This window comes from Nocardioides sp. CCNWLW239 (genome assembly GCF_037137035.1).
Taxonomy (GTDB): domain Bacteria; phylum Actinomycetota; class Actinomycetes; order Propionibacteriales; family Nocardioidaceae; genus Nocardioides.
The window spans coordinates 22,131-42,910 of the sequence record NZ_JBBBNW010000009.1; the positions used below are offsets into that span (position 1 = coordinate 22,131).

General features: G+C 70.7%; 14 protein-coding genes and 1 tRNA gene. 13 read left to right on the plus strand and 2 right to left on the minus strand.

All coding sequences use genetic code 11. From position 1 onward, the window contains the following. Positions 1-2: 2 nt before the first annotated feature. The 4 genes from WBG06_RS24795 to WBG06_RS24810 all read left to right on the plus strand — a co-directional run bounded on the left by WBG06_RS24795 (position 3) and on the right by WBG06_RS24810 (position 5,477). On the plus strand, positions 3-1,682 hold the full coding sequence (locus tag WBG06_RS24795; protein ID WP_336740222.1) for an AMP-binding protein: 1,680 nt from the start codon (positions 3-5) through the stop codon (positions 1,680-1,682). Next, complete coding sequence (locus tag WBG06_RS24800) at positions 1,679-2,143, plus strand: peroxiredoxin (RefSeq protein ID WP_336740224.1); 465 nt, start codon at positions 1,679-1,681, stop codon at positions 2,141-2,143. Before WBG06_RS24795 ends, WBG06_RS24800 begins: the two co-directional genes overlap by 4 nt. A gap of 184 nt (positions 2,144-2,327) precedes the next feature. Further along, a tRNA-Val gene (locus WBG06_RS24805) sits at positions 2,328-2,403 on the plus strand. Between the two features lie 683 nt (positions 2,404-3,086). Further along, positions 3,087-5,477: a helix-turn-helix transcriptional regulator gene (locus WBG06_RS24810; protein WP_336740226.1), complete on the plus strand. Its 2,391-nt coding sequence runs from the start codon at positions 3,087-3,089 to the stop codon at positions 5,475-5,477. Positions 5,478-5,491: 14 nt separating this feature from the next. Here WBG06_RS24810 and WBG06_RS24815 read toward each other — a convergent pair whose 3' ends face one another. Beyond that, positions 5,492-6,772, minus strand: coding sequence for an MFS transporter (locus tag WBG06_RS24815; protein ID WP_336740228.1), 1,281 nt, complete (start codon positions 6,770-6,772; stop codon positions 5,492-5,494). Positions 6,773-6,855: 83 nt separating this feature from the next. Here WBG06_RS24815 and WBG06_RS24820 point away from each other — a divergent pair, with 83 nt between their 5' ends. The 4 genes from WBG06_RS24820 (at position 6,856) to WBG06_RS24835 (ending at position 11,852) form a co-directional block, all read left to right on the plus strand. Beyond that, complete coding sequence (locus WBG06_RS24820) at positions 6,856-7,779, plus strand: LysR family transcriptional regulator (RefSeq protein ID WP_336740230.1); 924 nt, start codon at positions 6,856-6,858, stop codon at positions 7,777-7,779. 217 nt (positions 7,780-7,996) lie between these two features. After that, on the plus strand, positions 7,997-9,988 hold the full coding sequence (locus WBG06_RS24825) for an MMPL family transporter (protein WP_336740232.1): 1,992 nt from the start codon (positions 7,997-7,999) through the stop codon (positions 9,986-9,988). Beyond that, the gene (locus tag WBG06_RS24830; protein WP_336740234.1) at positions 9,985-11,238 is read left to right on the plus strand and encodes a sensor histidine kinase; all 1,254 of its coding nucleotides are present in this window, start codon (positions 9,985-9,987) and stop codon (positions 11,236-11,238) included. The genes WBG06_RS24825 and WBG06_RS24830 overlap by 4 nt, the downstream gene beginning before the upstream one ends. Beyond that, positions 11,235-11,852: a response regulator transcription factor gene (locus WBG06_RS24835; RefSeq protein ID WP_336740237.1), complete on the plus strand. Its 618-nt coding sequence runs from the start codon at positions 11,235-11,237 to the stop codon at positions 11,850-11,852. The genes WBG06_RS24830 and WBG06_RS24835 overlap by 4 nt, the downstream gene beginning before the upstream one ends. Before the next feature lie 5 nt (positions 11,853-11,857). Here the strand turns inward: WBG06_RS24835 and WBG06_RS24840 are convergent, their stop codons facing one another. Beyond that, complete coding sequence (locus WBG06_RS24840) at positions 11,858-13,111, minus strand: MFS transporter (RefSeq protein ID WP_336740239.1); 1,254 nt, start codon at positions 13,109-13,111, stop codon at positions 11,858-11,860. Between the two features lie 105 nt (positions 13,112-13,216). On the opposite strand from WBG06_RS24840, the gene WBG06_RS24845 reads away from it, so the two are divergent. Genes WBG06_RS24845 through WBG06_RS24865 form a run of 5 tightly spaced genes read left to right on the plus strand, consistent with a single transcriptional unit; the run spans position 13,217 to position 20,772 of the window. Continuing rightward, the gene (locus tag WBG06_RS24845; protein WP_336740241.1) at positions 13,217-14,668 is read left to right on the plus strand and encodes a pyridoxal phosphate-dependent decarboxylase family protein; all 1,452 of its coding nucleotides are present in this window, start codon (positions 13,217-13,219) and stop codon (positions 14,666-14,668) included. Continuing rightward, positions 14,665-16,026: a lysine N(6)-hydroxylase/L-ornithine N(5)-oxygenase family protein gene (locus WBG06_RS24850; protein WP_336740243.1), complete on the plus strand. Its 1,362-nt coding sequence runs from the start codon at positions 14,665-14,667 to the stop codon at positions 16,024-16,026. The genes WBG06_RS24845 and WBG06_RS24850 overlap by 4 nt, the downstream gene beginning before the upstream one ends. Next, positions 16,023-18,287: a GNAT family N-acetyltransferase gene (locus tag WBG06_RS24855; protein ID WP_336740245.1), complete on the plus strand. Its 2,265-nt coding sequence runs from the start codon at positions 16,023-16,025 to the stop codon at positions 18,285-18,287. The genes WBG06_RS24850 and WBG06_RS24855 overlap by 4 nt, the downstream gene beginning before the upstream one ends. Then, positions 18,284-20,269, plus strand: a complete 1,986-nt coding sequence (locus WBG06_RS24860) for a penicillin acylase family protein (protein ID WP_336740247.1) — start codon at positions 18,284-18,286, stop codon at positions 20,267-20,269. The genes WBG06_RS24855 and WBG06_RS24860 overlap by 4 nt, the downstream gene beginning before the upstream one ends. Next, positions 20,260-20,772 carry a GNAT family N-acetyltransferase gene (locus WBG06_RS24865; RefSeq protein ID WP_336740248.1) on the plus strand — a complete coding sequence of 171 codons (513 nt, stop codon included), beginning with the start codon at positions 20,260-20,262 and terminating at the stop codon, positions 20,770-20,772. Before WBG06_RS24860 ends, WBG06_RS24865 begins: the two co-directional genes overlap by 10 nt. Positions 20,773-20,780: the final 8 nt, after the last annotated feature.

Sequence of the window (20,780 nt, forward strand, 5' to 3'; positions counted from 1 at the left end):
CGGTGTTCTCGACTACGGCTGCCAAGGCACGCACCGCCGGATCCGCGGCGAGGATCCTGGCCGGCTCCGGCATCGTCCGGCCGGTCAACCCGATCGGGCTCGCCCGGACCGGTCTGGCGCTGGCGCGCTGGGGCACCGGGCCGGCCGGTGGGTTCATCGGCCTCGCCCGCCGCTACCCACGCCGCACGGCGGTCATCGACGAGCTGGGCTCGCTGACGTACGCCGACCTCGACCGGCGTTCCAACGCGATCGCCCGGGCGCTGGCTGCCCGTGGTGTCGGCGAGGGCGACGGGGTCGCGATCATGTGTCGCAACCATCGCGGGTTCGTCGATGCGACCTTGGCGGTGGCGAAGCTGGGCGCCGACGTGCTCTACCTCAACACCGCCTTCGCCGGTCCGCAGCTGGTCGGGGTGCTGGAGCGTGACAAGCCCGCCGTGGTCATCCACGACGAGGAGTTCACCGAGCTGCTTTCCTCGGCGACCACCGCACAGCGGCTGATCGCATGGGTCGACTCCGCCGACCCCGGGGCGACCACTCTGGAGTCGCTGGTTCACGGCGATGCGCGGCCGGTGCCGCCGCCGAAGCGGCACGGGCGGATCGTGATCCTGACCTCCGGCACGACCGGGGCGCCCAAGTCGGCGCCGCGCCCGGAGGCCGGGTTCGACGCGGCCGTCGCGCTGATGTCGCGGATGCCGATGAAGGACGGGTGGCGGTGCTTCATCGCCGCGCCGCTCTTCCACACCTGGGGGCTCGCCCACCTGCTCTTCGCCGAACTGCTCGGCACCACCATGATCCTGCGCCGCCGGTTCGACCCGGAGGACGCGCTGGCGACCCTCTCCGAGACGCGCGCGGACTCCTTCGTGGTCATCCCGGTCATGATGCAGCGGATCCTGTCGCTGCCGGAGGAGACGCTGGCTGCGTACGATCTGGAGGGGATCGCCTCCCGGCTGAAGGCCGTCGCCTCCTCCGGCTCGGCGCTGCCCGGCGACCTGGCCCTGGAGTGGATGGACAGGTTCGGCGACAACCTCTACAACGTCTACGGCTCGACCGAGGTCTCCTATGCCTCCATCGCCGACCCCGTCGACCTGCGCGAGGCACCGACCTCGGCCGGCAAGGTCCCGTGGGGCACCCGGATGCAGATCCTCGACGGCGACGGCGTACCCGTGCCCGACGGTGAGGCCGGCCGCATCTTCGTCGGCAACGGGCTCCTCTTCGAGGGCTACACCAGCGGCGGCGGCAAGGAGGTCATCGACGGGCTGATGGCGACCGGTGACGTGGGACGGTTCGGGCCGGATGGCCGGCTCTACGTCGAGGGCCGCGACGACGACATGATCGTCTCCGGCGGGGAGAACGTCTTCCCGCAGGAGGTCGAGGACTGCCTGATGCGGCATCCGCTGGTCGCCGACGCAGCCTGTGTCGGGGTCGACGACGCCGACTTCGGCAAGCGGCTGCGCGGGTTCGTGGTCCTGGTATCCGGCGCCGAGGCCGACCTCGACGGCGACGTCGATGTGGCTCTGAAGGACTGGGTGAAGGAGAATCTTGCACGCTTCAAGGTTCCGCGAGAGATCGTCGTGACCGACGCTCTGCCGCGCAACGCGACCGGCAAGGTCCTCCGGCGCGAGCTGGTGACCTGGGACATCGAGGCAGCAGGACCGAACAGCGAGAGGGCGGCAGGGCAGTGAACGGACTACAGACCGGCGTGCCGGCGCCCGACTTCACCCTGCGCGATCAGTTCGGGGCCGACGTCACCCTCTCGGACTTCCAGGGCAAGAAGGCAGTGGCGATCTTCTTCTTCCCGTTCGCCTTCTCCGGGGTCTGCACCGGTGAGATGAGCGGTCTGCGCGACCGGCTCGACGAGTTCGTCACCTTCGACACCGAGGTCCTGGCGATCTCGTGCGACCCGGTGTACGCGATGCGGCAGTTCGCCGACACCGACCGGCTCAACTTCCCGGTGCTCTCCGACTTCTGGCCGCACGGCGAGGTCGCGAAGTCCTTCGACGTGTTCAACGACCGCACCGGCGCCCCGCTCCGCTCCTCCTACATCATCGACAAGTCGGGTGTGGTGCGGTGGGCGGTGCACAACGCCAACGCCGACGGCCGAGACCTGGATGAGCATCTCCGGCAGCTCCACGCTGTCGTGTGACCTGATGGTTTACGGATCATCCAACTTGTGTTAACAGGGTGGTTACACCCCTTTTCTGATGCCCTGGGTGGGATCTACTCTTTAAGTGTTGAGCCGCTGATGACCCGAGACGTCAGCGGCTCAACTTCCATTTACGGCCCGGTTCGTCGGGTCAGCCCCTGATCGCGTAGTCTTGGGGCGCTTCGGACGCATAGCTCAGTTGGTAGAGCGCCTCCCTTACAAGGAGGATGTCAGGGGTTCGAGTCCCTTTGCGTCCACCACCTTGTTTCGCCAGGTCAGGACCCTGTTTCGTCATCGTCCGCATCCTATCCGGGCTCCACTTCGGGCTCAGATGCCCCAGGATGCCCCCGAACCGCTTGGCTGAGTCTCAGATGGTGTCATCGATCAGGTGGGGGTAGCCGTCCATCGTCATGAGACTGAAGTCAGCGATTCCGTCATTAGACGCTGGATTCGTCGCAGACTGCGGCGAACGCATCGGAACCCCGGCCAACGCTGGCAGCTCGCGCGTTTTGAGTGATCGGCGATGGAGAGCGAGGTAGGGACGCAGGCTCCCGGCCCCTCACCTGCATGTCATGTGCCCGACGCCTGCCGAAAAGGGAGACCATTCATGAGGGACGACGCCGGCGCTCGTCGGCACGGACCAGTTCTCACTACTCATTCCTGGGGGCGAGACGTGAGGGTCGCCTTCGACGACTATCGCGCAGTCGACGTCGATCTCGGGGAGTTCTGAGGATGAACAGCGTCTCGTCCGGTTGACCGTACGATGGGCTCGCGGCGCTCAGTGCCGCGACGACGCAAGTGGGGGCTCTGCGCATTGATGCACGACGGCACGACCAAATCCGATGAGACACTGACGCGACAGCGTCTGCTCGAGCCACTGGTCAGTCTCGACCCGGGCGGTGTCGCCCTGGTGTACGGACCGCACGGCAGCGGCCGAAGGACCATGATCCAGCAGTGGCTCGACGCGACGGGACAGCACGCGACGTGGGTCGACAGCACGACACGGGTCGAGCGGTCGACGACGAGCTCGTCGTTCGCCCCCGACGTCATCGTGCTCGACTACGACGCCGAAGCGGCGGTCGACGTCGCGGTGGAGTGCCGGCGAACCTGGCCACGCGCCCGGATGGTGGTGATGACCGGGGTCGGGTGGCCGGCGGGTCTGCGCTCGGCCGCGATCAGTCCGGACGCCGTGGTCGCCGGCCGCGCCCTCCGCTTCACGCATGCGGAGCTGCGGGAATGGGCGGCGGAGAACGGAGTCGGGATCTCGGACGGTGACGCGGCCGCTGTCGTGGAGGCGACCGCCGGTTATCCCGTGTTCGTCGATGCGGTGATCCAGGTGCTCGCAGAGCGCGGACGCTGCGACTCGTCGGTGCTTGCCGAAGGTTGCGACCGGGCCGCCTCCGACCTGTCAGCCGTTGCTTCGGCCGACAGCGCCTACTGGAGCATGTGGGAGAGGCTCCTGGTGATGGGTCACGCGGGGGAGCTCACCACATCTGCCTTGGATGTCGTGGGTGGGAGCGACTCCTACAGTCCCTTCTCACTTCGAGCGATGCAGGACGCTGAGCTCCTGACCCCAGGATCCGGACCCGACACCGTCGGTTTTCCGCCCGCGATACGTGCTGCGATGCGCAGGCGATTCTCGGCGGATCTCACCATCGGTCGCCAGGTGGACCTGGTGCGAGCCGCGATGGTGGCGATGCGCGACCGGGGGTTGCTCGGTGACGCGATCTCCGTCGCGGAGGGAGATCCTTTCCGGGCCGAGCTGCTGGAGGTCTTGACGGAGGAATGGCTCCGTCTGGACGACGTCCCCGCGGGGATGATCCATGACCTGTTCGCCCGGGTGCGCGAGGTCGATGTGTCCGCCGAGCTCTGGATCGCTCGGGCACGTGCGTTGATCGACATGGCTCAGCGCGACCGCGCGATCCCGGTCGCGGCACGCGACCGGCAGCTGGCGCAGCGATATCTCGACCGCGCCGAGAAACGCCTGGCCGAGAAGGTCGAGGCGGACGGACCTGAGCCGGTTGCGTCGAGCGACCCTCACGCCGACGACTGTCGCACCATGATCGCGGTCCTGCGTGCCGTCGAGGACCGCTCAGCGGGCCGGCATCACGAGGCCGAGGCCAAGCTCCAGCAGTGCCTCGCCGATCCACCCGCGAGCGATCTGGCCAACGCCGTGCTCCGCATCCACGCCGGCATCACCGCCACCACCTCGGACCGACTCGAAGAGGCGCTGGCCTTGTTCGCCGAGGCCGGCGCGGCTGCCACGGTCGGCGGCGGGCCCCGGCTCGCTGCACTCGCTGCCGACTGCGAAGAGCTGGTTCATTGGTACGTCGACGACCCGGGTCTCTGGTGGCGCCACATCGGCGCCAGCCGGGAGGCTCTGCCGGAACGGGGGTCGGCGATCTCGCGGCCGCTCCAGTTCGCTCGCGCACTGCATTCCCTCGACGTCGAGGCGCTCCGGCAGTTGCTCTCCGAGTCGCCGATGGTGCTCGACGATCCGCTGGTGGTGTCCCTGGTCGAGCTGGAGTCACGCGTCATCGCCCTCCAAGCCCTGCGCAGGCCGAAGGTCGCCCTCCAAGAGCTCGACCTCGCCGAGATCGCACTCCGCGGCCACCCGCTGAGCGTGGCAGAGCAGCACGTGATCATCCAGGCTCGCGCTGAGCTGCTCCTCGACGAGGGCGACCCTCATGGTGCTCTCGCGCTTCTCGACGCGGCGCCGCCACGTGCGGATCCGATCAGCGACGCGCTCTCTCGCGCACGGGTGCTGCTCGGGCTCGGTCGGTTCGAGGACGTGATCACTCAGCTACCGGCGAGGCTCGAGCCCGTTGCCGGTGACCGCGGCCGGTTCGCTGTCATCGCGCATCTGATCCTCGCGCTTGCCCATCGGGGCCTAGGTGACCAGGAGACCGCCGACCGGTGCATCGAGACCGCGATCGTGACCGGTGCGCGCAATCGCCTCGTCTGGCCGTACGTGCGGGTCGGGTCCGACGATCTGAGATACGTGCTCGACCGGGCCACCGGGATGACGTTGGACGCGGCATCGTCAGCTCATCTGGCGCATCTGGAGACGGTGTGGGAATCCCTGTTCGCGTTCGACGAGCCGGTGGATCTGAGCGATCGGGAGATGATCGTCCTCGAACGTCTCGCAGACCACCAGAGCGTACGCAGCATCGCGACCGGCCTCCATGTCTCACCCAACACGGTGAAGACCCAGCTGCGCACCCTCTACCGCAAGCTGGGCGTCTCGAACCGGGCCGACGCGATCCGTGCTGCCCGACTCCGTGGTCTGCTGAGCGACACCGCGCAGGACGATCTGGATTCCGCGGGAGCCTGAGCGTCGTGGGAACCTCATCCGTGACCCGGTCGCTCGGACGGGGTTCGTGTCGCGGACCCGCTGAGGCCGGTCGCTCGTCGACCTGAGGGGCAGCCGGTTCGCCCGCCGACCTCGTCGGCGCTGCCGGGAAGAAGCATGCGGGCGGCGACGTACGCGACCAGCACGATCGCGATGACCATGCTCGCGGTGCCGGCCCACCCGGCCGCGAAGGCGAGGCCGCCGAGCCAGCCGAAGAGGCTCGAGCCCGTGTAGTAGAACAGCGTGTAGAGCGACGTGGCCTGCGCGATGCCGCTGGTCGCCATCGGGCCCACCCAGCCGGAGGCGATCGAGTGTGCGCAGAAGTAGGCCGTGGCGAACACCAGCAGGCCGATCAGCACCGACGCCAGCCGGTCGGGGATCGTCAGCACCGCTCCGGCGACCATGGCTGCCGACGAAGCGAGGAGGACGCGGCGGCGGCCGAAGCGTTCGGCGAGCGTGGCCGCCAACCGGGCCGAGACCGCACCGGAGAGCCCGGCGAGGAAGATCACCGCGGTCAGCGCCGGTGGCAGGCCGAACGGCTCCCGCTCGAGCCGGTAGCCGAGGTAGTTGAAGACCGCCACCTGTGCGCCCATGAGGAAGAAGGCCTGCGCGTAGAGCGCCAGCTGGCGAGGGTCGGTGAGGTTGACGATCATCCCCGGCCACACCCCGCGTGGTGGAGTCGCCGCCATCGTCGTCGCCGGGCGTTTGCGGGGAAGAGCGGTGACTGCGACGACGGCGCCGATCGCGCTGACCCCGCCGGCCACCAGCGCCGCCACGCGCCAGTCGCTCACGTCGGCGACGGGAGCGGCGATCAGTCGACCGACCAGGCCGCCGACGACCGTACCGGAGATGTACGTCGCGCCGGCAGCCATGACCTCCCGGCGACCGACCTGCTCGTTCAGGTAGGCGAGAGCCAGTGCCGGGGTGCCGCCCAGCGCGATGCCCTGAGCGACGCGGAGGACGACGAGCACGGGGAACGACGGTGCGAACGGCAGCGCCAGCCCGATCACCGCCGCTGAGACGATGGCGATCGTCATCGCCTTGGCGCGGCCGATCCGGTCGGCGACCCACGACCACGCGAGCGCGGCTACGGCGAGCCCGATCGTCGCGCCGGAGACGGTCAGGGCGGCCTGGGAGGCATCGACCGCGAAGTCGCGGCTGATCGCCGGGATCAGGGCCTGAGGGAAGTAGAGCTGCACGAACGTCGTCATCCCGATCGCGACGAGCGCGACCAGCACACGCCTCGGTGCCGCTCCGGTCGCTGCCTGCTCGTTCACCCAGATCACGCTAGGGAGCACCGGATCATGCGTCCAATGCATGAATGCTTCATCAAGAATGCGTCTATGCATAGGATGCGGGTGTGGATGCCGCCGCTCGAAACATCCTGCCGATGCTCCCCGCTCTCGCTGCTCTGGCCGAGACGGGACAGACCCTCGCCGCCGCCGACCTGCTGCAGATGCCGCAGCCCACGGTGAGCCGCATGCTTGCGCGCCTGGGTCGAGAGCTCGGGGTCGACGTGGTCGAGCGGCACGGACGGGGGCTGCGCCTCACCAGGGCGGGGCAGGCGCTCGCACCGCACGCCGCCGCGGCGGTCGCGGCCGCCACGGCGGGCATCGAGGCGGTGCAGGCCCAGGAGTCCGGTGCCCGTGGGCGGATCGCCCTCGCGTTCCAGAGCACTCTCGGGGAACGGGTCGTGCCGGCGCTGGTCAAGGCTTTCCTCCAGGAGCACCCGGGTGCCTCCGTCGACCTGATCCAGACCTCGCGCCCGCGATGCCTGGCGGCCGTCACCGACGGCACCGCCGAGATCGCGCTGATCTCGCCGCTCGAGGAGGAGCCCGGCCTACGCCGGTGGCGGCTGCACACCGAGCCGCTGGTCCTGGTCGTACCCACGGGCCACCGGCTGTCGACCCGTGCCCGGGTGAGCTTCGCGGAGGCCGCCGAGGAGACGTTCATCTGCATGAAGCGCGGCTACGGGATGCGTACGTTGCTCGAGGACCTCGCCCTGGCCAGTGGAGTCACGCCGGCCATCGGCTTCGAGGGCGACGACCTCGCCACCCTCCGAGGGCTCGTATCGGCCGGTCTCGGCGTCAGCCTGGCACCCCGCGACCCGCACGGGGCCGCGGGCTGTGTCGAGGTGCCGCTGACCGACCCCGAGGCAGTACGTCACATCGGCGCCTGCTGGCTCGACCGCAAGCCCTCGACGCTCGCGGCCGCTTTCCAGGACCTGCTCCGACGTCGCGGCCGGCGGCTGACCGAGATCGGTCTGCGCCCCTTGAACACCTGATTCGAAAGCGGTGGTCGGCACCTGATCCACGGCGGGCGACGCCGGGCCACGGCGCAGGACATCGGCCATTCGGCTGATTCCCGTCTCAGCCTTGTTCGCGATGATCGGCGACGCCACCGCTGGTGAGGTTGGTGGCATGGCAGATTCCCTGGTTCGCACACGGACGGACACCCCTCCACGCTTCTCAGACAGGTTGACCTCACGGCGAGGAGCGTGGGTGGCGCTCGGGGTCGCGGTGGTCGTGATGGTCGCGCTCTTCGGGCTCCTCGGCGGCGCGCAGGCGCCGGAGCGAGGAGGGCAGGCGCCGGCCGGATCGGAGTCGACGCAGGTGAGCGAACTGGTGGAGGGGTTCCCCGGCGCGGATCGTCAGGCCGCGCTCGTCGTCGCCACGCGTGCCGACGGCGGTGAGCTCACCGCGGCCGATCTCGACGGGCTCCTCCCGGTCGGCGAGGCCGCCGGCGCGTCCGAGCCGGTGGTCAGCGCGGACGGGAGGGCAGCGGTGATGTCGGCGCCGATCACGGTCGGTGCCGACGACGCCGAGACGGCGCCGGCGATCGCGGCGCTGCGTACCGACATCGACGGAGAGGCTCCCGACGGGATCACCCTGGAGGTCACCGGTGGGCCCGCGTTCGGCGCCGACATGGCCTCCGCGTTCGACGGCGCGGACGTCACGCTGCTGCTGGTGACCGTGCTGATCGTCGCGCTCCTGCTGGTCATCACCTACCGGTCACCGGTGCTGTGGCTGGTCCCGCTGATCGTGGTCGCGCTCGCGGACGGCCTCGCCGCCCGGCTCACGGCCGCCGCGGGCGCGCTGTGGGGTCTCGAGTTCGACGCCGGCATCATCAGCGTGCTGGTGTTCGGAGCGGGCACGAACTATGCGCTGCTGCTGATCTCCCGCTACCGCGAGGAGCTGCAGGAGACCGACGACGACCGAGCGGCGCTGAGCCTCGCCTGGCGGAAGACCGTCGCCGCGGTGGTCGCGTCGAACGTGACGGTCGTGCTCGCCCTGCTGGCCCTGGCCTTCGCGGTGATCCCGACGACGCGCGGCCTCGGCGTCCCGGCGGCGATCGGCCTGCTCGTCGCCGTCGTCGCGGTGCTGTTCGTGCTGCCACCGTTCCTCGCGGTGTGCGGCCGCCGGCTGTTCTGGCCGTTCATCCCGCGGCCAGGTGATTCCCGCGTCCAGGGGCGCTGGTGGCGTGCGGTCGCCTCGAGGGTCGCGAAGCGGCCGGCGGCGAGCCTCCTCGGTGGCCTGGCGCTCCTCGCGGTGATGGCCACCGGCCTGTTCGGCACCTCGGTCGGGCTCGACCAGGTCGAGAAGTTCCGGGTGCAGTCCGAGTCGGCCGCCGGTCTGGAGACGCTCGCCGCGCACTTTCCGGCGGGCGAGGCGCAGCCGATCCAGGTCGTCGCGACCAGTGCGGCCGCCGACGAGGTGGTCGCCGTCGCGGGCGAGGTCGAGGGCGTCGTACGCGCCCACCCGGTCGGGACGAACGATGACGGGTCGCTCACCGAGATCGCCGTGACCAGCGCCTACTCGCCGGGCACGGCGAGGAGCCTCGACCAGATCGCCGAGCTGCGCGAAGCCGTCCACCCTGTCCCAGGCGCGGACGCGCTCGTCGGTGGGGCGGTCGCGACGGAGCTGGACGCCCGCGAGGGAAGCGAGCGGGACCTGTTGCTGGTCGCACCGCTCGTGCTCGCCGTGAGCTTCCTGGTGCTCCTGGTGCTGCTGCGCTCGCTGGTGGCACCGGTGCTGCTGCTCGGCGTCAACCTCGCCAGCGCCGCCGCCGCGATCGGGGCGGGCGCCTGGTTGAGCCGGGTGATCTTCGACCAGCGGGCGCTGGACCTGCAGGTGCCGATCCTGGCGTTCCTGTTCCTGGTCGCGCTGGGTGTCGACTACACGATCTTCCTCGTCCACCGGGCGCGCGCGGAGTCGGCGAAGGTCGGCACCCGGGCCGGCATGGTCGAGGCGGTCGCCCACACCGGCAGCGTCATCACCAGTGCGGGCATCGTGCTCGCCGCGGTCTTCGCCGCGCTCGGGGTGCTCCCGCTGGTGGTCCTGGGGCAGCTCGGGCTGATCGTCGGGGTGGGCGTGCTCGTCGACACGCTGGTGGTGCGCACCGTGATCGTGCCGGCGCTCTTCGGCCTCGTCGGCGACCGGATCTGGTGGCCGCGCGGTTCGAACGGGCGTCTCGGGAGAGAATCGACGACATGAGCGTCGTGCACATGCCGTGGGGGCGGTCGGCCGGCTCGGGGTCGACGTCCGCCCGGTCGACCAGGCGAGCGATGGCGGCCGGCCAGCACGTGATGGCCGTCGTGCTGACCTCGATCGGCGTCAGCCGGGCGATCGGCGACGGTGTCGCGCCTTCCGTCGCCGTCCCCACGGGGCTCCTGATCATCGCCTGGGACGCCGCCGGCACGGTCCTGGCCACCCGCACCCGATCGCACCGGGTTCAGGTGTGCTGGCTGATCGGCTTCGCCGCCGTCTGGGTCGGCGCCGTCGCGGTCTCGGTCGAGTTCGTCTGGCTCGCCTTCATGCTGTGGCTGCTCGCCGGCCACCTCCTGCCGCTGCGGTGGGGCCTGCTCCTCTCGGCGCTGGTGCTCGGGGTCGTGGTCGTCGCCCCGATCGTCCACGGCGGAGACATCAGGTACGCCGAGGTCTTCGGCCCGCTCATCGGCGGCGTCTTCGCCTTCGGCATCTCCCGGGGCTATCTCCAGCTCCTCCGCGACGCGGACGAGCGGGAGCGGCTCGTGGCCTCGCTGACCACCGCACAGCGGGAGATGGCAGACCTGCAGGACGAGCTCGCCCTCGCCCAGCGACACTCGGGCGTGATCGCCGAGCGCACCCGGATCTCGCGCGACATCCACGACACGATCGCCCAGGCGCTCTCCTCGATCCGGCTGCTCAGCCATGCCGGCGGCGGCCGCACGACAGACCCGGAGTCGTCGCGGACGTTCGCGCAGGTCGAGGCGCTGGCGGGTGACAGCCTGGCCGACGTACGCCGGATCGTGGCGGCGCTGGCACCCGCCGAGCTCGAGGACTCCGCGCTCGCCTCGGCGTTGCGGCGGATGCTCGACCGCGTGCACGACGAGACCGGGCTGCTCGTCGAGCTCCATGTCGACGACACGCTGCCGATCCTGCGCACCGACGTCGAGGTCGCGCTGCTGCGCACCGCCCAGTCCGCGCTCGCCAACGTACGTCTCCATGCGGGTGCGTCCCGGGCCGTGCTCACGCTGACCGACGACCACGACGCCGTGCGCCTGGACATCAGCGACGACGGTGCCGGCTTCGACGTCGCCCGCTGGGAGCAGGAGTCGGGCGCCGGGTCGTCCAGCTATGGACTGCGGTTCATGCGGGACCGCCTGCGTGAGCTCGGCGGCGGCCTCGACGTGGAGAGCACGCCCGGCGAGGGCACGGCGGTCTCCGCTCACCTGCCGATCCACAGCGAGGAGCGGGTGCGATGACCACGGTGCTCCTCGTCGATGACCACCCCGTGGTCCGCAGCGGGCTGCGGGCGGTCATCGACGCCGGCGACGCGGTGCGGGTGGTCGGCGAGGCGGCGACGGGCGAGGAGGCGATCGCGCTCGCCGCCGAGCTCAGCCCGGACGTCGTGCTGTGCGACCTGCGCCTCGGCAGCGGGATCGACGGGATCCGGACCACGAGCGCGCTGCGGGCCCTCGACCCGGCCCCGGCCGTGCTGATCCTGACCACCTTCGACCGCGACGCCGAGGTGCTCGGGGCGATCGAGGCCGGGGCGGCCGGCTATCTCCTCAAGGACGTCGACCCGGAGGTCATCGTCGAGGGGATCCGCCGTGCGGCCGCCGGCGAGACGGTTCTCGCCCCGGACCTGGCCGCGCGGGTGCTGAAGGGCATGCGGAGCCTGCGGCCACGGCTCACCGACCGAGAGACCGAGGTGCTGCGCCACCTCGCCCGAGGCGCCACGAACCGCGAGATCGCTCGCACGCTCTTCGTCACCGAGGCCACCGTGAAGAGCCACCTCGCCCACATCTTCACCAAGCTCGACGTCGACAGCCGGTCGCGTGCCATCCATGTCGCGCAGGAGACCGGCCTGATCTGACGCCGCTACTCGACGCCGACCGGCTCCCCGGCGGTCTCGGGTTCCTGGGTGCGGTCCTCGGCGTCGGTGAGCAGGAACCGGAGCCTGGTCAGCACCAGACCAGCGGTGAGGGTGCCGCCGATCACGACGAAGGCCCACAGATGACCGAGGCCGCTGCCGATGAGGGAGCCGGCCAGCGCGGGTCCGAGGATCTGGCCGAGGGTCAGGGTGAGCCCGAGGGAGGCGTTGTAGCGGCCCCGCAGGTGGTCGGGGGCGATGGTGTTCGCCAGCCCGGTCACGACCGGTGCCCACAGCGTCTCGCCGAGGCCGAAGATCGCCAGACCGATCACGACGGCGGCCACCGCGCCCGCGACCGGCATCAGGTCCGCGGCCGCCAGCACGCTCCACGCGAGCGACCAGGTCAGCACGGCGCACGCCAGCGCGGTCGTACGCCGCCACCCGGACGTGAGCCGCAGCAGGACGAACTGCCCGCAGACGATCACGGCGGCGTTGGCGGCGAAGGCCCAGCCGAGAGCGGTGGCCGGGACACCGGCTACGTCCACGGCATAGGCGGTCGCGCCGGCCTCGAGCTGCCCGTAGCCGAAGGTCACCGCGAGCACCCCGCAGCCGACCAGGGCCACCGCCCGCCGGTCCCGGAGCACCTCGCCCCAGGAGCCGGCGGTCGCATCGTCCGCGTCGTCCTGGGTGGGGCGGGCGGGCGAGCGGACCAGCAGCGCCAGGACCGCGGCGTACATGAGGTAGGCGGCGGCGTCGCACAGGTAGAGCACCTGGAAGGTCTCCGGTCGCTCGACGTCGATGAGGAACGCGCTCACCAGGCCGCCCAGGCCGATGCCCGCGTTCAGCCCCAGGAAGGCGAAGCCGTAGGCGCGCTCGCGGTCGGCGGCCGGGACCATCCCGGCCAGCATGGTCGTGGTGCCGGGCCACAGCGGGGAGGCGCCCACGACCACGCCGGCGAGCACCGCCATCGTCGGCACGGTGCCGTCGACGAAGCCGAGCGACCCGATCGAGACCGACTCCACGACCAGTGCGCCGATCAGGACGAGTCGAGGGCCGAAGCGGTCGAGAAGAGCTCCGACCCCGGGGGCGGCGAGCAGACCGACCACTCCCATCCAGGCGAACATCCAGCCCGCCGTCGATGACCCGAGGTCCTGGACCTGGGCCATGTAGACGTACAGGAACGGCAGGGTGAGGCCGTTGCCGAGCGAGGCGAAGGCAAAGCCCACGAGCACGCGAGCGGCCTGGGTGGGGGAGTGCGGCACGGGTGTGATCGTCCTCTCTCTGATCCGCCTGTCTGACGGGAATACGATTAGGGTAGCCTCACTTAGGTTCGCCTTACCTAACCACCCCCGTGTCGAAGGAGACCAGTGAGCGCACCGCACCTGGAGCATCTGTTCCACCCCGACAATGCTCGTGAGTACACCAGCGGAATCACCGAAGCGATCAGGCTGCTCGTCGACCGGCTCGCCACCCTCGAGGGCCCCACCACCGGGATCTCGCCAGCGGCCGCCGCCGAGCCGGTCGCCGAGGTCGACCTGGACAGTCCCCTCGTCGACAGCGCCGCGGCGCTGGCCGAGGTCAGCCGGCTGTGGCTCGAGGACGCGGTCTGGTTCCACGATCCCTCCTATGCTGCGCACCTGAACTGCCCGGTCGTGATCCCCTCCCTCGTCGGGGAGCTGCTGATCGCGGCCGTCAACACCTCGATGGACACCTTCGACCAGTCCGTCGGCGGCACGTTCATGGAGCGTCGTCTCATCGACTGGACCGCCGCTCGTGCCGGCTACCCCGAGGCGACCCGCGACGGCGTCTTCACCAGCGGCGGCAGCCAGTCCAACCTGCAGGCGCTGCTCCTGGCCCGGGGAGAGGCGGAGCGCCGCGGCGTACCTCTGGACCGGCTGCGCTTCCTGACCTCCGCGGACAGCCACTTCTCCATCGCCAAGTCGGCCCGTCTGCTCGGCATGGGCGACGCGGCCGCGATCGCGATCCCGACCGATGCCGAGCACCGGATGGACGTGGTCGCGCTGCGCGCCGCGCTCGACGAGTGCATCGTCGACGGTCTGGTGCCGGCCGCGGTCGTCGCCACCGCGGGCACCACCGACTTCGGGATCATCGACCCGCTCCACGCCATCGCCGACGCCTGCCAGGACTTCAACGTGTGGTTCCATGTCGACGCGGCGTACGGCGGTGGCCTGCTCGCCTCGCCGAGGTATCGCCATCTGCTCGACGGCATCGAGCGGTCGAACTCGATCACGATCGACTACCACAAGACCTGGTTCCAGCCGGTCTCCTCCAGCGCCCTGCTGGTCCGCGACCTGGCCACCATGCAGCACGCGTCCTGGTACGCCGACTACCTCAACCCGCGGGAGTCTACGAGCCCCAACCAGGTCGACAAGTCCCTGCAGACCACCCGCCGCTTCGACGCGCTCAAGCTGTGGCTGACCCTGCGCACGATGGGTGCCGACCAGATCGGTGCCTACCTGGAGACCGTGATCGACCTGGCTCGCGAGGTCTACGACATCCTCAGCGTGCAGCCGGACATCGAAGTCATCACGCCCTCGCAGCTCTCCACGGTCGTCTTCCGCTACGCCGACCCACGCCTCGACGAGGACGCCGTCGGCGACCTCAACCGCCGCATCCGCGCCGAGATGTGGAGCGGCGGCCGCGGGGTCGTGGCCGCGACCAAGGTCGACGGCCGTCAGTTCCTCAAGCTCACCCTGCTCAACCCCAAGGCCACCGTCACCGACGTGCTCGACATCATCGAGCAGGTTCGTGCGCTGGGTCTTTCCCTGGGCCGTGCCGTTCCGGAGGTCGTCCGATGACCGAACCCACCACTGTGTTCACCGACCGATCGGCCCGCATCCATGACCTGATCGGCATCGGCCTCGGCCCGTTCAACCTGGGCCTGGCCGCTCTCGCCGACCCGATCGACGAGCTCGACTGCCTCTTCCTCGAGGGCCGTGACCAGTTCGACTGGCACCCGGGCATGATGCTCGACGAGGCCACCCTGCAGGTGCCGTTCCTCGCGGACCTGGTGACCATGGCCGACCCGACCTCGCGGTTCAGCTTCCTCAACTTCCTCAAGCAGACCGGCCGGATCTACCCGTTCTACATCCGCGAGAACTTCCTGCCCCACCGGCGTGAGTACAACCAGTACTGCCAGTGGGTCGCCTCGCAGCTCGGCTCCGTTCGCTTCGGGCAGCAGGTCACCTCCGTGGAGCACGACGGCGAGACGTACGTCGTCACCACCGCCTCCAGCCAAGGCGATCAAACGCAGCGGCACCGGACCCGGCGGCTGGTGCTCGGGACCGGGACCAGCCCTCGTGTCCCGGAGTGCGCGGCCGAGGCCGTGGCGGCCGCGGGGCCGGCGCTGCACAGCTCCGAGTATCTGGCCCGTCGCGACGAGCTCGTGTCCCGGCGCAGCATCACCGTGGTCGGCAGCGGCCAGTCGGCCGCCGAGGTCTACCTCGACCTGCTGACCGCCCAGCCCGACCACGACTACCAGCTGGCCTGGCTGACCCGCAGCCCGCGGTTCTTCTCGATGGAATACACCAAGCTCACCCTCGAGCTGACCTCACCGGAGTACTCCGCCTACTTCCAGGCACTTCCGTCCGAGAAGCGCGACCGGCTGCTCAAGTCGCAGCAGAGCCTCTACAAGGGCATCTCGGGCGACACGATCGACGCGATCCACGAGGCGCTCTACACCCGGTCGATCGGTGCTCCCGCCGAGACGACGCTGCTCAGCAACACCGAGGTGCGCGGCGTGACCCGCACCGACGACGGCTACCACCTCGCCCTCCACCACGTGGAGCAGGAGGAGGACTACGAGATGGCGACCGAGGCGCTGGTCCTCGCGACCGGCTATCGGGCCGGCATCCCGTCCTTCCTCGAGCCCGTCCGCGACCGCATCCGTCTCGACTCGCAGGGTCGCTACGCGGCCAGCCCGACCTTCTCGGTCGACACCGCCGACCGCGAGATCTGGGTGCAGAACGGTGAAGAGCACACCCACGGCTTCGTCGCCCCCGACCTCGGCATGGGGGCGTACCGCAGCTCCGTGATCCTCGCCGCCATCCTCGGCCGCGAGCCCTACCCGGTCGAGAAGCGGGTCGCCTTCCAGGAGTTCGGTGTGCCCGACCGATTCAAGATTCAGCCTGGCCAGACGACGGAGGAGAACCGATGAGGATCACGATCGAACCGCTCGAGATCGAGGCCCACCTCGCCACCGTCCACTCCTGGGTGACCCACCCGCGCTCGGCGTACTGGATGATGCTCGACGCCACGCTGGAGGACGTCGCCGCGGAGTATGCGCGAATCGCCGTTCACCCGCACCACGACGCCTGGCTCGGCCGGGTCGACGGCGTGCCGGCGTTCCTGGTCGAGACCTACGACCCGGCCCACAGCGAGCTCGCCGGGATCACCCACCTGCCCGATCTGGCCGACGGCGACCTGGGCATGCACATCCTGGTCGCGCCGCCAACCGGTGACACAGTCGGCGAGCCCGTCTCCGGCTACACGACCCGGGTCTTCCGGGCGGTCATGCGGCACTGCTTCGCCGACCCCGGGGTGCGTCGTGTGGTGGTCGAGCCCGACGTACGCAACGAGCCGATCCGCCGCAAGAACACCGAGGCGGGCTTCGTCGAGCTGCGCGAGATCAACATCGGTGAGAAGACCGCGATGCTCTCGGTCTGCACCCGGGAGATGTACGCCGCCGCCCACCTGCGACCGGAGAACCTGCGGGTCGCCCACCGCCACCTGGTCGCCAAGGCGATCGCGGAGTTCAGCCACGAGCGGATGCTCGCACCTGTGGCTACCGACAATGGCTGGGAGCTCCAGGGGCCGACCTCGACCTACGCGTTCACCGCGCGCCGCTTCCAGCTCGAGCACTGGGTGGTGGACGCGGACTCGATCGTCCGTACGACCGGCGGCGAGGAGGCCGAGGTCGACGCGCAGGCGTTCGTCGCCGAGTTCGCGCCAGACCTCGGGATCCCGGACACGCTGCTGCCGACCTACCTGGAGGAGCTGGCGGCCACGATCGCCTCGGCCTGCTGGAAGCTCGAGCACCAGACGCTGACCGCGGCCGACCTGGTCGACGCCGACCACCAGAGCGTCGAGGGCGCGATGAGCGAGGGCCACCCTGCCTTCGTCGCCAACAACGGCCGGATCGGCTTCGACATCGACGACCACGCCCGCTGGGCGCCGGAGACGAGCAACGACCTGAGCCTGCTGTGGGTGGCTGTCTCCCGGGAGCAGTCCCACCTGGCGTTGGGGCGCGGCGAGGATGAGGACAGCCTCTACGCGGCCGAGCTCGGTGAGGCCACGCTGGCCCGGTTCGCGGCGAAGCTGCGCGGGCTGGGCCTCGACCCGGAGGGGTTCCGCTACCTGCCGGTGCACCCGTGGCAGTGGCGCCACAAGCTGGCGGTCACCTTCGCGGCCGACGTCGCGGCGCGCCGGATCGTGCTGGTCGGGTCGGGGGAGGACGTTCACCGTCCGCAGCAGTCGATCCGGACCTACTTCAACACCAGCCGCCCGGAGCGGCACTACGTGAAGACCGCGCTGTCGATCCAGAACATGGGCTTCATGCGCGGGCTCTCGCCGGCCTACATGGCCGCGACGCCGGTCATCAACGACTGGGTCGCCGACCTCGTCGAGAGCGACGCGGAGCTGAAGGAGCGCGGGTTCGGAGTGCTGCGCGAGCTGGCCTCGATCGGCTGGACCGGCGACATCTTCCACGCCCTGCCGAACCCGTCGCCCTACCGGAAGATGATCGCCGCGCTGTGGCGCGAGTCGCCGGTGCCGCGGCTCTCCGCGGGCGAGCGGTGCGCGACCATGGCGGCGCTGCTCCACCGCGACGCTTCGGGTGCCTCGTACGCGGCCGAGCTGGTCCGTGCCTCCGGCCTGCCCGCCCGGGAGTGGGTGCGCAGCTACCTCGACGCCTACCTGCGGCCGCTGGTGCACTGCCTGCTGGCGTACGACCTGGCCTTCATGCCGCACGGCGAGAACCTGGTGATGGTGCTGCGGGACCACGTCCCGGTGCGGATGTTCATGAAGGACATCGGCGAGGAGGTGGCGGTGATGGGCGACCTGCCGCTGCCGGAGGAGGTCTCCCGCATCCGCGGCTCCTTCCCCGACGATGTGAAGGCGCTGGCCATCCACACCGACGTCTTCGACGGAGTGCTGCGCTACGTCGCCGCGATCCTCGATGATGAGGGCGTGCTGCCGGAGACCGAGTTCTGGGCCGAGGCCCGGGCGTGCATCGTCGATCACGCCGCCGACCACCCCGAGCTGGCCGACGCGGTCGCGCGCTACGACTTCCTGCGCCCGCGCTTCCGCCACTCGTGCCTCAACCGCCTGCAGCTGCGCAACACGCTGCAGATGGTCGACATCACCGACCAGGCCGAGTCGCTCATCTTCGCGGGCACGCTCGCCAACCCGGTCGCATGACACTGCTTCGCGACGAGTGGGGCATCCCGCACGTGCGGGGTGCCTCGCTGACCGAGGTGGCCCGGCTCCAGGGCCGGGCCACCGCGCGGGACCGCGCCTGGCAGCTCGAGATCGAGCGGCTGCGCGGTGAGGGCCGGACCGCCGAGCTGCTCGGCCCGGCCGGGCTCGAGTGGGACACCTTCGCGCGCCGCGCCCGGATCGCGGCGGTCGCGCGCTCGGCCTACGCCGGACTCGACGAGGAGACGCAGGAGTTCCTGACGGCGTACGTCGACGGCGTCCGCGCCGGGCTCGCGGAGACCTCCTGCGTCGAGCTCGACGGGCCCGACGGGCTCGGCCCGGCACCGGGCACCTGGCAGCCGTGGACGCCGCTCGCGGTGTTCTGGGTGCAGCAGATCCTCTTCGGCTCGTTCCCCTCGAAGCTCTTCGGAGCCCGGGCCTCGCGGGTGCTCGGTGCCGAGGCGGAGCTGTTCCGCACCGAAGGCCTGTCCGGCGGATCCAACGCGTACGCCGTCGGCGGCCGCCGCACCCGCTCGGGTCTGCCGCTGGTGGCCGGTGACCCGCACCGGGTCTTCGAGGCGCCCAACGTCTACCTCCAGGTCCGGCTGGCGTGCACCGATCCCGACGACACCTTCGACGTGGTCGGGATGACCTTCCCCGGCGTCCCGGGCGTGCAGCACTTCGCGCACGCCGGCCGGGTCGCGTGGGGGATCACCAACGCGATGGCCGACTACCAGGACCTCTACCGCGTCGACCTGCGAGGGGGCGGCGACGTGGTGCGGCGGAGCACGGAGACGGTGCTCGTCCGCGGCGAGGAGCCGGTCGAGGTCGAGATCCTCGAGACCAAGCGCGGGCCGGTGGTCCTCGACGATCCGGAGGAGGGCTGGGGCCAGGGGCTGCGTACGCCTGGCCACGAGCTGGGGGACCTCGGCTTCGGCGCGCTGCTGCCGCTGCTGCGGGCGCGTTCCGTCGCCGACGTGGAGGCGGCGGTGGAGCGCTGGGTCGAGCCGGTGAACAACTGGGTGATCGCCGACGAGGCCGGTCACGTCGTTCACCGTGTCGGCGGCCGGGTGCCCACCCGTGACGAGGCAGGGGAGTGGACGGGCTGGGTCGACCCGCTCCCGCGGCGTACGGCTTCCGCTGGCGGCGCCGTGGTGACCGCCAACGACCGGTGCATGCCGGAGTTCGACGTGCTGGCGACCGGGTTCGCGCCGCCGTTCCGGGCGCAGCGGATCGGACAGCTCCTCGACGCCGCCGGAACGCTCGACGCGGAGCAGGCGGTCGCGGTGCTCGCCGACACCGTGCAGCGTGCCGGCGGGCCGCTGCTGGCGCTGGTCCCGGCCGACCTGCGGCCGCCGGTGCTCGCCGAGTGGGACGGGGCGATGGACGGATCGCCGGGCGCGGCCTGGTACGCCGCGCTGCGCGCCGAGGTGGTCGACCGGATCTGCGCGGCACCGACGCTCGCGCCGCTGCGGGAGCCCTCGGACCACGGGCCGCTCTACGAGCCGTGGTTCAGCCTGCCGGCTCGGGTGGGCGGCGCGCTGCACGTCATCCTGGCCGCCGAGAAGCCCTTCGGGCTGGACCTGCGTGAGCTGGTCGCGGAGGCGGCCACAGCCGTGCTCGAGCCGGGTTCGGCATCGGCCCCGTGGCCGGAGAACCACCGGTTCTGGCCGCTGCACGCGCTGGAGCAGTTCGAGCTCCCGCACCCCCGGACCGCGCCCGCCACCCCTCTGCCCGGCGACACCGACACGGTCCGCTGCAACGCCTGGATCCCGGGCACCACGGTGACCGTGCGTGGCTCGGTCGCCCGCTACGCCTGGGACCTGGCCGAACCCGACAACAGCCGATGGGTCGTACCGCTGGGCGCCAGCGGAGACCCGGACAGCCCCCACCACATCGACCAGCACGACGCGTGGGCCGCCGGTGGCGCCATACGTGTCGTCACCGACTGGTCCCTGCTCACCGAGGAGACGACATGCCCCTGACGAAACCGGTCCTGACGATCCGCGACCTGGAGCCTTCGGCCGACATCGACCTGCTGTGCGGCTGGCTGCAGGACGATCGCGCCAAGTTCTGGGGCATGGTCGAGAAGCCGCGCGAGGAGATCGAGGAGATCTACACCTGGCTGCAGGAACAACCTCATCTGGCGGCGTACATCGTCGAGATCGACGGCGAGCCGGTCGCCCTGTTCCAGACCTGGGACCCCGAGGTCGACGAGCTCGGCACCTTCTACGACCGCCGCCCCGGCGACATCGGTGCCCACCTCTTCCTGGCCGACACCCCGACCCGCCAGGGCCGGACCGAGACCGTCCTCGCCTTCTTCATCGAGGAGGTCATCACCCCGTCCGGCGCCCGCCGTATCGTCGTCGAGCCGGACGCCACCAACGAGGCCTCCCTCGCCCGGCTCGACGACTACGGATTCAAACGGGGCCCGGTCGTGCAGCTCCCGCACAAGGTCGCCCAGTACGCCTTCCTCGACCTGCCCTGACCCACCGG